The organism is Candidatus Nitrotoga sp. 1052, assembly GCF_927312905.1.
Classification (GTDB): Bacteria; Pseudomonadota; Gammaproteobacteria; order Burkholderiales; family Gallionellaceae; genus Nitrotoga.
Map to the genome: position 1 here is coordinate 1 of NZ_CAKMHQ010000007.1, position 13,136 is coordinate 13,136.

Consider the following 13,136-nt stretch of genomic DNA (forward strand, 5'->3'; position numbering starts at 1 on the left):
GGCGGTCTTGATCTGTATCCGGTTCAGGCTACCCATAGGAAAGTCGGATGAACCACAATTTTTAATTATATTTAATTTTGATCAATAGTGTCCGGTTAAATGAAGAGGTGAATCGCAAAAAAGGCATGACTGACGCAGGATTCAGAGCAATGAATGGTGTCTCCGATTTGAACGACAACAGGCGTTATGGCTGTCTTCCGGCTTTTCTTCTGGAGGCCGCACCATGAACATCGGAAAACATTGTTCACCCAGCTCGTGAACTTCCTCCTCTGAAGGGGACATTACTACTTTGCGCTGACAAAATATGTGTAAGCACTTCACATCTTGTCTTTTTTTAGTTAGGATGCATTCCTAACTTCTGCAGCGCACCTTCACTCAGCTTCACATTAAATCAATTGTATTTTTACTTTCTAATTATAAAGCGAGATTCATCATGAGTGAGCACATCCAGTATGTTACCGATTCAACCTTTGCCGCTGATGTATTGCAAGCACCGCTACCAGTACTGGTGGACTATTGGGCAGAATGGTGCGGCCCATGCCGCAGTATCGCTCCGATTCTGGAAGAAATCGCCAAGGAATATGCCGGGCGCATGACCGTAGCCAAAATGAATGTAGATGAAAACCAGCAAACTCCACAGAAATACGGTGTCCGTGGCATTCCCACGCTAATGCTGTTCAAGAACGGAGATATCGAAGCAACCAAAGTCGGCGCGTTATCTAAATCGCAACTCACCGCATTTATTGACAGCCATATTTAAATCATTTAAGCTCGCTTCGTAATTGTCTTGTTTCGTTAGATCCTGCTGCACCATACTCTACAAATCCTGATACTCAAGACAGTTAATGCGCGCGGGCATCCCCGCACAATCCGTAATACCTCCCTAAGCAGGCTCCCTAAACTTCGTAACATCACCCATCCATCCCTATATGCATTTATCTGACCTCAAGACCAAACACATCACCGAACTGGTGGCCATGGCAACAACAAACCAGATTGACAATGCCAACCGCATGCGTAAGCAAGACCTGATTTTCGCTTTGCTGAAAAATCAGGCAAAAAAGGGCGAGAGTATTTTCGGTGAAGGTACACTGGAAGTGTTACCCGACGGATTTGGCTTTCTGCGCTCGCCGGACATTTCTTACTTGGCGGGGCCGGACGATATCTACGTTAGTCCAAGCCAGATCCGTCGTTTCAATCTGCATACCGGAGATTCGATCGAAGGCGAGATACGCACTCCAAAAGAAGGGGAACGTTACGTCGCCTTAGTAAAGGTAGACAAGGTTAATTCCGAGGCTCCGGAAAACACGAAGAACAAGATATTGTTCGAAAACCTGACACCCCTGTTCCCAACCAAGCAAATGGCACTGGAGCGAGACATCCGTGCCGAAGAAAACGTTACAGGTCGCATCATTGATATTGTCGCTCCCATTGGTAAAGGTCAGCGCGGGTTGCTGGTAGCCTCGCCAAAATCTGGCAAGACCGTGATGTTGCAGCACATCGCCCATTCCATCGCGGCAAACAACCCGGATGCACATCTGATTGTTCTGCTGATCGACGAACGTCCCGAAGAGGTCACCGAAATGAGTCGCAGCGTGCGCGGCGAAGTGGTCGCTTCCACCTTTGACGAGCCTGCCACGCGCCACGTCCAAGTCGCCGAAATGGTGCTCGAAAAAGCCAAGCGCCTAGTTGAACATAAGAAGGATGTAGTCATCCTTCTGGATTCCATCACCCGGCTGGCGCGTGCCTACAACACAGTTGTGCCGTCTTCCGGCAAAGTGCTTACTGGCGGCGTTGATGCTAATGCCCTGCAACGTCCCAAACGTTTTTTCGGAGCGGCCCGCAACATTGAAGAAGGCGGCTCACTTACCATTATCGCCACGGCGCTAGTGGATACCGGTTCCCGCATGGATGATGTGATTTACGAAGAATTCAAGGGCACCGGCAATATGGAAATTCATCTTGACCGACGCATGGCAGAGAAACGCATCTATCCGGCCATTAACATCAATCGTTCCGGTACACGCAGAGAAGAGTTGCTGATTAAATCGGATATTCTGCCCAAAATTTGGGTGCTGCGCAAACTACTCTACCCAATGGATGAATTGGAATCAATGGAATTTCTACTGGATAAAATTAAAGCGACTAAGAACAACGCTGATTTTTTCGATTCAATGCGCCGCTAAAATTTCAAAAGATTTAATCCAAAAATTTATATGGCCCCATGCGGGCTCAGCATAATAGAGGCCCCAAAAAAAGCCTCAAGTTAATTAATCCTGCAGAAATGTGGCAGCTTTAATATAACTGACCGTTTTCTTCCCGTGACCACGATTGCACTGGCCTGAAATCCAATTAACGTTCTTCAGGCCTACTGAAAACTCTCTCCTTGGGCCGGGGAAAATTTGCTTTTACTTCTACGGTGTCGCATAAATTACAGCCTTTGCGCAGATTATCTTCTTCCCGCTCTAATGCAAAAGTAGCCATCATTTTTGATGAATGGGTAGCCAAAACAATCGTCAATCCAGGAAACTGCTCCTGTGCCATTTTTTTAAGCTGGGAAAGAAGCCGCTGTTGCCAGTCTTCGTGTAAATGTGCTTCAGGTTCGTCAATCAGTAAAATTGTGTTGCGCGTCATATATGTGCCGAGACGTACAAACAATTGCACCAGACTTTTTTCCCCGTTGCTGAGTTTGTCGAGTCGATGCAGATTTCCATTGCGCACGACATCAACCTCATGCGGATCTTTACGAACATCCTTGATTGCGGTAACGGTACCAGCAAAAACTCGATCATTAACCAATTTTACCGCGCGATCAAAGCGTCCGTCATCAAGCCACTTCAACCAAACCAATAGGTTGTCGAGCGAGTCACGCCAATCGCCGCTTTCTGAGCCAAAAGAGTGCGCAGGCGCGTAATTCCAGTTCATAGGGGGAACAATGGCGCGATGCTGATCCGGATTAACTGGCACAATATTACGATAGGCAGAGAAATAAATGACTGTGGGCCAGTCCAGTATGCTTTCTTCAAAGCCACCAATTTTTTCACCCGTGGCTGCATCAATACCTGAAATAAAGTTTGCAATCCATTTATCATGCAGGCCAATTGTAGACCAAGTTTCTGCTTCATCGCGGCAGAAACCAAAACGATGCCACTGTTGCGCACCCACTTTGCTCAGCGCTTCTTCGTCCCACTGACGCAAGCTATTTGCTATCTCCATCTGACCAGCAAGCAGGGACAGCACTGCGACTTGTTCACGGCCATCTTCATTATAGTGAATACGAAAATCCAATTGCGCCCGTCCCGGGCCACGATCCAGGTTTTCCAGATTAAAAGGTGAGTCGAGGCGGCGATTATGAGCTGCGGCTAAATCCTGTGGCTTGGTAAAGCCTGTCATTCCCATCAAGGCTGGAATCAGCTCCAATATCGTCGTCTTGCCTCGGCCATTTTTGGAATGGAGCATAAAGAAATTGCAAGACTCGCCATTATTGTCGGTGAAGTTTATTTCTTCCGGTTGTGTCTGGAATGGACCTATGCGGTCTATGGTCAGCCACAACGGCGTAAATTCATATATCTGGAAGTTATCCATTGATTGTTTCTCCTTGTGGCGATGGCCATGGCCTGCACGATGTTGTAGTCATTCAGCAAGATGTCATGCACACAAGCTGTCGGTTGACCCAAGAGCCGCCAGCATTCGCCCGTTCACGGCAAGCTTTCCGTACCGGACTCATGGAAAAACGAAAAATATTCTAGACTAAAGAGGATTGCCCAGTCAAGGCGAAGTCAGATCGAGTGCCAAGATGGATACAAGGATTGGAGGGGCATGCTTTTTAATATACAGTCTCACTGCGAGATGCAACCTTGAGTAACTGGGTTTGTATTAATTGGATCGAATATGGCTTTGGGATACTTGAAATTTCTACCATCTGCCCCATCTATCAATTCATAATTTTTATTAAGGAGCCATTATGCGATTCGACAAATTTACGACTAAGCTGCAACAGGCGCTGTCTGATGCGCAGAGTTTGGCTGTGGGTAGTGACAATCAATTCATTGAGCCGCAGCATTTACTTCTGGCATTGCTCAACGATGCCGATAGTGGCGCGGCCTCACTGCTTGCGCGCGCAGGTGGTAATGTAGTTCCTTTAAAAGAGGCGTTGACGCAAAGTGTGGAGCGGTTAACCAAGGTGGAAGGGCACGGAGGCGAGGTACAGGTTGGGCGCGATCTCGCTAACCTGCTGAACCTCGCCGATAAGCAAGCGCAAAATCGCGGCGACCAATTCATTGCCTCGGAGATGTTTTTGTTAGCTCTAACAGAAGACAAGGGTGAATGCGGGCGTCTATTGAAGCAGCAAGGTGTGGTCCGTGCGGCGTTGGAACAAGCTATCAACGCGGTGCGTGGTGGGCAAAACGTGGGTAGCCAGGAAGCCGAGGGTCAGCGTGAGGCGCTGAAGAAATACACTATGGACCTTACCGAGCGTGCCCGTCAAGGCAAGCTGGATCCGGTGATCGGACGTGACGATGAGATCCGTCGCGCTATTCAGGTTCTGCAACGCCGCACCAAGAATAACCCGGTTTTGATTGGTGAACCGGGCGTGGGTAAGACTGCTATCGTGGAGGGTTTAGCGCAGCGAATTGTCAACGAAGAAGTGCCGGAATCTCTGAAGGGCAAGCGCGTGTTGTCGCTTGATATGGCGGCGCTACTGGCCGGTGCGAAATATCGCGGCGAATTCGAGGAACGCCTGAAATCTGTGCTAAAGGAAATAGCCTTGGAGGAAGGGCGCATCATCGTATTTATTGATGAGCTGCATACCATGGTCGGCGCGGGCAAGGCTGAAGGTGCAATGGATGCGGGCAACATGCTGAAACCAGCGCTGGCACGTGGCGAGTTGCATTGCATCGGCGCCACTACGCTGGATGAATACCGTAAATACATTGAAAAAGATGGCGCGCTAGAGCGTCGATTCCAAAAGGTGCTGGTGGATGAGCCGACAGTGGAAGCAACCATCGCTATCCTGCGCGGCTTGCAGGAAAAATATGAGTTGCACCACGGTGTGGAGATTACCGATCCGGCTATCGTGGCAGCGGCAGAATTGTCGCACCGCTATATTACCGACCGTTTTTTGCCGGACAAGGCAATTGATCTGATAGACGAAGCCGCCGCGCGCATCAAGATGGAAATTGACTCCAAACCGGAAGTGATGGACAAACTTGACCGGCGCCTGATTCAATTGAAAATTGAACGCGAAGCAGTGAAGAAGGAAAAGGACGAGGCATCGAAAAAACGTATGCAGCTTATCGAAGACGAGATTGAAAAGCTGTCGCGTGAATATGCCGACCTGGAAGAAATATGGAAGTCGGAAAAAGGATCGGCACATGGCACGGCACAGGTAAAGGAAGAAATCGAACGCGTACGTGCCGAAATTATCCGGTTGCAACGCGAAGGCAAATTGGACAAAGTAGCCGAGTTGCAATATGGCAAACTTCCGCAACTCGAAGCGAAATTGAAAGAGGCGAATCAGGCTGAGGTAGCCAAGCCTCAGAATCGTCTGCTGCGCACGCACGTTGGTGCGGAGGAAATTGCAGAAGTGGTGAGTCGTGCCACCGGCATTCCCGTTTCCAAGATGATGCAGGGCGAGCGTGACAAACTGCTGCAGATGGAAATCAAGTTGCACGAGCGCGTGGTCGGACAGGACGAGGCGGTACGCTTGGTGTCGGACGCAATCCGTCGTTCGCGTTCTGGGCTGGGGGATCCTAACCGTCCCTATGGATCCTTCTTGTTTTTAGGTCCCACTGGAGTGGGTAAGACCGAATTATGCAAGGCGTTGGCTGGGTTTTTGTTCGATTCAGAAGATCACCTCATCCGCATTGACATGAGTGAGTATATGGAAAAGCATTCCGTGTCGCGTCTGATTGGTGCGCCGCCAGGCTATGTTGGTTACGAAGAGGGCGGCGGGCTTACCGAGGCCGTACGGCGCAAACCGTATTCCGTCATTTTGCTGGACGAAGTGGAGAAAGCGCACCCCGATGTGTTCAACGTGCTTCTGCAAGTGCTGGATGATGGCCGAATGACTGACGGACAAGGGCGTACCGTAGATTTCAAGAATACAGTGGTTGTAATGACCTCTAACCTTGGCAGTCAAATGATCCAACAGCTATCAGGCGATGATTACCAGGTAATCAAACTGGCGGTGATGGGCGAGGTAAAAAGTTATTTCCGTCCTGAATTCATCAACCGCATTGACGAAGTGGTGGTGTTCCATGCACTGGATGAGAAAAACATCAAGGCTATCGCGCGTATCCAGTTGGGCTATTTGGAAAACCGCTTGGCTGCAATGGATATGAAACTGGAGATTACCGATGCCGCTCTGGCGGAAATTGCCACCGCCGGTTTCGATCCTACTTATGGCGCCCGTCCGCTTAAACGTGCCATTCAGTCGCAACTGGAGAATCCGCTCGCTAAACAGCTTCTGGAAGGCCGCTTCGCCGCTAAAGATACCATCAAAATTCATTGCTTGGGTGGGGTAATGAGGTTCGACAAGGGCTAATATCATATAAAATTGTCGTTATCCTATTTTCAGATTATTTATCTTAGGGTAAGCGGCGGGAATCCAGTATTTTTTAGACTGGATTCCCATCTTAGGAGAAGATCAATACAGGATTTTATAGATGCTTCCTTAAATGATACTATTGCATACTTATTTTTTACTGAGGTTTGATTATGCATAAAATTAAAGCATTATTTTTTTCCGGCATGCTTCTGTTGCCTATGATGTTGCTAACCCAGAACGCATTTTCTGCCGCCGATAATGCGGCGACTGTAGTTACAAAACTCATTAAAATAGATCACAAAGTCGGCGATGGCAAAGAAGCCGTAGCAGGTAAAACGGTCGACGTGCATTACACGGGCTGGCTTTACAGTGCGACCGCACCAAATAACAAAGGTACAAAATTTGATAGCTCTCTCGATCGTGGTGCACGTTTTTCTTTTCCATTAGGCGAAGGGCGCGTAATTAAAGGCTGGGATCAAGGAGTCGCTGGCATGAAAGTCGGCGGTCAACGCACGCTCATAATTCCCGCTGACTTGGGTTATGGTGCACGAGGTGCAGGAAGTGCTATCCCGCCAAATGCAGCATTGGTTTTCGATGTTGAATTGTTCGGCGTCCACTAAGAAATAAATGGCCTAGATGATCGATTCAATTTCAGCATTGCCAAAAACAATGATTAAGGGCAGTATTGTTGCAATCGTGACCCCAATGTACGAGGACGGCAGTCTGGATTTAACTGCGTTCCGCGCACTGATTGATTTTCATATTATGCAGGGCACGGATGGTATCGTAGTGGTTGGTACTACAGGCGAATCGCCAACGGTGAATCTAACCGAACATGAGATGTTGATTCAGGTGGCAGTGGAGCACGCCGCCGGGCGCATTCCAGTGATTGCCGGAACAGGCGCTAATTCAACTAAAGAAGCTATCGAATTGGCAGCTTTCTCAAAAAAGGCAGGCGCAGATGCTTCGCTGACAGTGGTGCCGTATTACAACAAGCCAACACAGGAAGGTTTGTACCTGCACTTTAAAGCCATTGCCGAGGCTGTGGATATGCCGCATATCCTCTACAACGTGCCGGGACGTACCTGTGTGGACATGCATAACGATATTGTTCTGCGCTTGGCACAGATTCCTAATATTGTTGGCATCAAGGATGCGAGCGGTGATATCGAGCGTGGGAGTGATCTATTACAGCGGGTGCCCAAAGATTTCGCGGTATATAGTGGTGATGATGCGAGTGCGTTGGCACTGATACTGCTGGGCGCACATGGCACGATTTCTGTTACCGCCAACGTGGCGCCCAGGTTAATGCATGAGATGTGTTTGGCCGCCTTGAACGGTGAAGTGGTCAAGGCGCGCGAGATCAATTTTCGCCTGCTTGGGTTGCACCGTTACTTGTTTATTGAGGCGAACCCTATACCGGTAAAATGGGCTGTGTCGTCTATGGGAAAAATGAAGAATGTACTACGCCTGCCGCTTACGCCACTGTCTGCAGTCTCCCAAGGTATAGTGGAGAATGCGATGCGTCAGGCAGGAGCGATCGATTAGCTTAATTCAGACCAATTACCAGTACAATTCCTCGCTATAGTGGGAGAAATGACGGAACTTTCGTCTGTTACTGCGTATCAAAAACATCAGAGCATTTCTTACATTATGCAATGCTCAAATAATTGAACTTACGGTCATAATCAATTTCAGGGACGGCATGAGAACACTATATGTAACCGCATTATTTATTTCATTATTGATTTTGGCTGGGTGCAGTGCCATTGGCCTTGAAAACCAGCGTGTTGATTATAAATCTGCCGCAAACAAGATGCCGACTCTAGAAGTCCCGCCTGACCTGACTACTCCTGTAACTAGAGATAAACATGCCATACCGAGTAGTGACGGCGAGACCGTGGCAAACTTTTCAGATTTTGTTAAGGGAGGTCAAATAGCGCAAGTTGGTGCTGCCACCACCGTATTGCCAGAAGTGAAGAATGTGCATTTAGAACGTAGTGGCACCCAACGTTGGCTAGTCGTGGGTGGCAAAGTAGAGAGTGTGTGGCCGCTGGTTAAAGAGTTCTGGAAGGAACAAGGTTTTATCATAAAATCCGACAATCCTGCGGCTGGCCTCATCGAAACAGACTGGACGGTGAGGAACGCCAAAGTGCAGAAAAGTGGTTTAAGTAAAATACTTGGCAATATATTCGATCAACTTAATTCATCTGGCGAACAGGATATGTATCGCACTCGCTTGGAGCGTAGCAAGGATGGCAGCGGCTCGGAAATTTATATTAGCCACCGCGGCATGGAAGAAGCGCTGGATGTGGATAAGAATGGCTATAAATGGAGGCCGCGTCCGAATGATCCTGAGCTGGAAGCCAGCATGTTGCAGTTATTGATGATCAAGTTGGGTGGTGGCACGGAAAATCAGGTTCAGGCAGGGCAAATACCTGGATCGCAAGCGTCCGTCGCTAGATCCTCATTAGGAACGGCCGCCATGCCTAAGCTACAAGAGATTAACGGCAACAAAATAATTATATTGAACGAGCCATTTGACAAGAGCTGGCGTAAGGTAGGACTGGCGTTAGATCAGGCGGGTATCGAGGTACAGGACAAGGATAGGGTCAGCGGCATATATTTTGTGAACGCAAGCAAGGATATAGCGAAGAAAGAAAGCTGGGTCAATGACTTGATGTTCTGGCGTAATAATAGCGACCGCAAATCAACTAAAAATCCGGCTGAAGGAGCTTCACGTTATCAGGTGACCGTGCGTGAGAATAACGCTGGCTGTGAAGTTGTTGCACTCAACGGAAATTCTGGCAAGGACCAAGCCACGCAGCGTATAGTAGAATTGCTGTACAAACAGTTAACCAAGTAGCGTTAGATCTTAATCGATGCGCTTCGCTTCACTTGGTAGCGGTAGCGAAGGCAATGCACTGGTAGTGCAAGCTGGTAAAACAAGTGTATTAATGGACTGCGGCTTTCCCCTAGCTGATACCTGTATGCGTCTGGCGCGTCTTGGCTTAGCCCCTGATTGTCTTAACGGCATCGTAGTGACGCATGAACATGGCGACCACATTGCTGGGGTGGCGCGGCTGGCACGTAAGTATTCGATTCCGATATGGTTGACGCACGGTACATTTCGCGCGCAATTCAAATTTCTAGGCAATATACCCAAGCTGACAAAAATCGACTCTCACCATCCCTTCGCTATTGATGAGCTGTTGGTGCAGCCTTTTCCCGTGCCACATGATGCAGCTGAGCCAGTGCAGTATACGTTCAGCGATGGTGCGAAACGATTGGGGGTGTTGACCGATATTGGTTGTTCCACGCCTCATATTGAGGTGACGCTAAGTGGCTGTGATGCCTTGGTGCTGGAATGCAATCATGATGCTGCACTGTTGGCCAACAGTGATTACCCACTAAGTCTTAAGCAGCGTGTCGGTGGGCGATTCGGCCATCTGAATAATGCGGACGCGGCAGCTCTGCTGGCACGGTTGGACTATAGCCGCTTGCAGCATATTGTGGCTGCACATCTAAGCCGTAAAAATAACACGCCTGAACTGGCGGTATATGCGTTAAGCACAGCGCTCAATTGCAACCCAGAATGGGTTGCGGTGGCTAAGCAAGACGAAGGACTTGCTTGGCGAGAAATTGTTTAAAGGTAAACTACAAAAATAAAAAGCCGACTTTAGATCGGCTTTTTATAGTGCAAAAAGAAAGATTACTTCTTCACTGCATCCTTAGCAGCGTCAGCAGCACCATGAGCGGCATCAGCAGCAGTACCCGCCGCAGTAGCAGCAGCACCGGCGGCTTCTGCAGCACTACCGGCGGCTTCTGCAGCACTACCAGCGGCAGTAGCAGCAGCCTCAACAGCAGGTGCAGGTGCAGGAGCAGGTGTTACAACAACTGGAGTTTCAACTGCAGGTGCCTTAGGCTTTTCGCCACAAGCAGTCAGGGACAATGCCAACAGGGCAGCAACTAGAGCAAAACGTTTCATTTACATTTCCTTCACAATAATTAAATTTACATACAAAAACCGGGAAATTTCAGTCCGCTACAACGCTAAATTACAGCGAAGACGCGGCATTCTATACCAATATATATAATTATTCTAGCAAATAATGATGGCTATCATGATTTTTTCAAATCCAATGCAGTGGCGGAATTCAGGGTAGAAGCCATCATTTACATTCTATCGAATCGAGACCTGAGGGGCATGAAGTATAATTTATAGGCGGATGGCAGAAATGGCGTAACATAATATCAACGTTGATGCCAATTTTCTTCGAGGTTTTCTAAAATAATATGCTTATTTATCTATGTGCTTGCTTGCAATAGGTACAATATAGCCGTCTGTATACCACAGATAAAGCAATTCAACTGCTTCCCGCGACAGGCCTACAGTGGAATCGAGCTGACGCGCATCGGCGAGAGAACGTAATTCTCGATAGGCGTATTTACCGACGGTGTGCGCCATGCCGTTAATGAACACCACGCCGTTATGACATAGCATCTGCGTTTTCAGGGCCATCGCCACGCCGCAGGTTTGTATCACCTGTTCGAAGCGAGCACGACTAAGTGGATTCGTAGGAGGATCAAAAAATATATGCGGCTTAGGGTCGCTGAGATAGCTACCGAGGAAATTGGCAATGTCGCGTTTAGTCCATTTTATCCGCCGGATGATCTGCACTACCTGACGTAGCATATCCGTACCGATTTCTGAGGGATGGCGTTGAAGTTTTAGATCCGGATCGGCATACATGCCGTCCAAGCAAACCCGATCCTGCATGTACACCAGAAACTGTTCCGCCAATTCCTGATGGGTCGGGGTACGGAAACCAATGGAATATGTCATGCAATCGCTTTCGGCGATGCCGTTATGAGCATAATGCGGCGGCAAATAGAGCATATCGCCTGGTGCCAGCACCCACTCCTGTTCCATCTGGAAGCGTTGCAGGATCCTCAATGGAGCGCCTTCTACCAGTGTATGATCCTGTTGTGCGGAAATTTGCCAGCGACGATGCCCCGAGCCCTGCAAAAGAAACACATCATAAGAATCGAAATGCGCGCCCACGCCTCCCCCTTTGGGGGCATAGCTCACCATAAGATCATCCAAACGCGCATGCGGTATGAAGCTGAAATTCTTTAATAGCGCGGCTGCTGTTTGCAGGTGCTGATTCACTCCTTGCACCAGCACAGTCCACTTACTCTTTCTTAAGCTATCGAACTTTGTCGCTTTAAATGGGCCATCTTGCACTTGCCACTGACCGTGCCGTTGGGTCACGAGGCGAGACTGCACATCCTCAGTACAAGCCAAGGCGAATAACTGCGACTGATCGAGCAACCCATTGAATTGCGAGAATGCCTGGCGAATGAGTAAGGGCTTTTTTTGCCAGTAATCGCGTAAAAACTCCTCTGTCGTTAACCCACCAAGCATGGAGGAATTGGTTTTCATATTTGATATTATACTCACACCAAAGCACACAAAAATACTTTCGTCCAAATGAAACTAGATTCGATTTGCATTAAAAGTGCAACCTCCAGTGCGGGAATCACTTGCAGGTTAATTAACGAATGCATCGTATGGCATTTGCTAAGCGACATGCGTAATGGATGATAGTTTGTCAGTTGATAGCAAATGCGAATCAGTCGCGACGAATGCATGGCCTATCTGCACTATTGTTTTAAACGCAGAATCTAAAGTTTGCATAAAATACGGTATGCTTTATGAAAGAAATGGGCGGAGACAAAGAGGTAGATGAACATAAAAAAAATCTCAATCAAGCGCTCCACTTTTGTGATCGACAAGCAAGGCAGGTTACGCCATGCTTTGTATGGTGTTCACGCACACGGTCACGCCGATGAAATTCTCGATCTGATAAAGGAGTTGAAATGAAAATTGCAAAAGACACTGTTGTATCGTTGCGCTATGAGTTATTTGATGCAAACGGCAGCCTGTTGGAAAAGACAGAAGACCCCATCAGCTATTTGCACGGTGGCTATGACGGCATATTTCCGACTGTGGAAGAAGCGCTACAAGGCAAGGACGTAGGTGCTGAACTTAAAATTACGATGGAACCGGACGATGCTTTTGGAGAGTATGAGCACGACCTGGTGCGCGTTGAGCCGCGCAATTTATTCCCGGATGAAATTGCCATCGGCATGCAGTTCGAGGGGGGAGTGGAAGATGGCGACGATGACGATTATTCGCTTTACACTGTTGTTGATGTAACCGATACCGAAGTGACCGTAGATGGTAACCATCCGCTTGCTGGCAAAACGCTAAACTTTGTAGGTATTGTTACCAATGTACGTGCCGCTACTGCCGAAGAGCTGGAACATGGCCATACGCATGGCGAAGGCGGACATCACCACTAATGCGGAATTCTTCCAGAATATATTTTCTGCAGAAAAGCTTGCTTGTCGGATTTAGGGAGAGGAAAAATTTTCTCCATAAATATTTCGGCACTTGGCTGAAGCAAAAGTTTGTTTCCCCTAAGCCGACTCGTCCGGCATAGGGAAAAGCCAATTACAGGGAAAATCGTTAAGGAAACACTGATTTATTCCACCGCACTTCACTGAACTTCGCCACCATGAT

Annotated in this window: 12 protein-coding genes; 9 read left to right on the forward strand and 3 right to left on the reverse strand. The window is 48.2% G+C overall.

The features are described 5' to 3' along the window. The first annotated feature begins 433 nt into the window (after nt 1-433). Both trxA and rho read left to right on the forward strand, forming a co-directional pair. Nucleotides 434-760 (forward strand): thioredoxin TrxA, encoded by a 327-nt coding sequence (gene trxA / locus MJ768_RS01185; RefSeq protein WP_239287462.1) that lies wholly within the window; start codon nt 434-436, stop codon nt 758-760. A gap of 169 nt (nt 761-929) precedes the next feature. Then, nucleotides 930-2,186 (forward strand): transcription termination factor Rho, encoded by a 1,257-nt coding sequence (rho, locus tag MJ768_RS01190; RefSeq protein ID WP_239287463.1) that lies wholly within the window; start codon nt 930-932, stop codon nt 2,184-2,186. Between the two features lie 166 nt (nt 2,187-2,352). On the opposite strand, the gene MJ768_RS01195 is transcribed toward rho, so the two are convergent. Next, a complete protein-coding gene (locus MJ768_RS01195; RefSeq protein ID WP_239287464.1) occupies nt 2,353-3,585 on the reverse strand; it encodes an AAA family ATPase in 1,233 nt (410 codons plus the stop codon). A gap of 379 nt (nt 3,586-3,964) precedes the next feature. Here MJ768_RS01195 and clpB point away from each other — a divergent pair, with 379 nt between their 5' ends. From clpB to MJ768_RS01220, 5 genes are all read left to right on the forward strand, one after another. Beyond that, on the forward strand, nt 3,965-6,544 hold the full coding sequence (gene clpB, locus MJ768_RS01200) for an ATP-dependent chaperone ClpB (RefSeq protein WP_239287465.1): 2,580 nt from the start codon (nt 3,965-3,967) through the stop codon (nt 6,542-6,544). A gap of 173 nt (nt 6,545-6,717) precedes the next feature. After that, entirely contained in the window at nt 6,718-7,167 is a 450-nt protein-coding gene (locus MJ768_RS01205) for an FKBP-type peptidyl-prolyl cis-trans isomerase (RefSeq protein ID WP_239287466.1), read from the forward strand. A gap of 49 nt (nt 7,168-7,216) precedes the next feature. After that, nucleotides 7,217-8,095: a 4-hydroxy-tetrahydrodipicolinate synthase gene (dapA, locus tag MJ768_RS01210; RefSeq protein ID WP_239287467.1), complete on the forward strand. Its 879-nt coding sequence runs from the start codon at nt 7,217-7,219 to the stop codon at nt 8,093-8,095. 157 nt (nt 8,096-8,252) lie between these two features. Further along, nucleotides 8,253-9,413: an outer membrane protein assembly factor BamC gene (gene bamC, locus MJ768_RS01215; protein ID WP_239287468.1), complete on the forward strand. Its 1,161-nt coding sequence runs from the start codon at nt 8,253-8,255 to the stop codon at nt 9,411-9,413. Between the two features lie 16 nt (nt 9,414-9,429). Next, nucleotides 9,430-10,197 carry an MBL fold metallo-hydrolase gene (locus tag MJ768_RS01220; protein WP_239287469.1) on the forward strand — a complete coding sequence of 256 codons (768 nt, stop codon included), beginning with the start codon at nt 9,430-9,432 and terminating at the stop codon, nt 10,195-10,197. Nucleotides 10,198-10,259: 62 nt separating this feature from the next. Here the strand turns inward: MJ768_RS01220 and MJ768_RS01225 are convergent, their stop codons facing one another. Both MJ768_RS01225 and MJ768_RS01230 read right to left on the reverse strand, forming a co-directional pair. Continuing rightward, nucleotides 10,260-10,535, reverse strand: a complete 276-nt coding sequence (locus MJ768_RS01225; RefSeq protein ID WP_239287470.1) for a hypothetical protein — start codon at nt 10,533-10,535, stop codon at nt 10,260-10,262. Nucleotides 10,536-10,847: 312 nt separating this feature from the next. Continuing rightward, nucleotides 10,848-11,993 carry a cupin domain-containing protein gene (locus MJ768_RS01230; protein WP_239287471.1) on the reverse strand — a complete coding sequence of 382 codons (1,146 nt, stop codon included), beginning with the start codon at nt 11,991-11,993 and terminating at the stop codon, nt 10,848-10,850. A 303-nt stretch (nt 11,994-12,296) separates the two neighbouring features. Between MJ768_RS01230 and MJ768_RS01235 the strand changes: the two genes are divergently transcribed. After that, the gene (locus MJ768_RS01235) at nt 12,297-12,434 is read left to right on the forward strand and encodes a hypothetical protein (RefSeq protein WP_239287473.1); all 138 of its coding nucleotides are present in this window, start codon (nt 12,297-12,299) and stop codon (nt 12,432-12,434) included. After that, entirely contained in the window at nt 12,431-12,916 is a 486-nt protein-coding gene (locus MJ768_RS01240; RefSeq protein ID WP_239287474.1) for an FKBP-type peptidyl-prolyl cis-trans isomerase, read from the forward strand. The genes MJ768_RS01235 and MJ768_RS01240 overlap by 4 nt, the downstream gene beginning before the upstream one ends. The last annotated feature ends 220 nt before the right edge of the window (nt 12,917-13,136 follow it).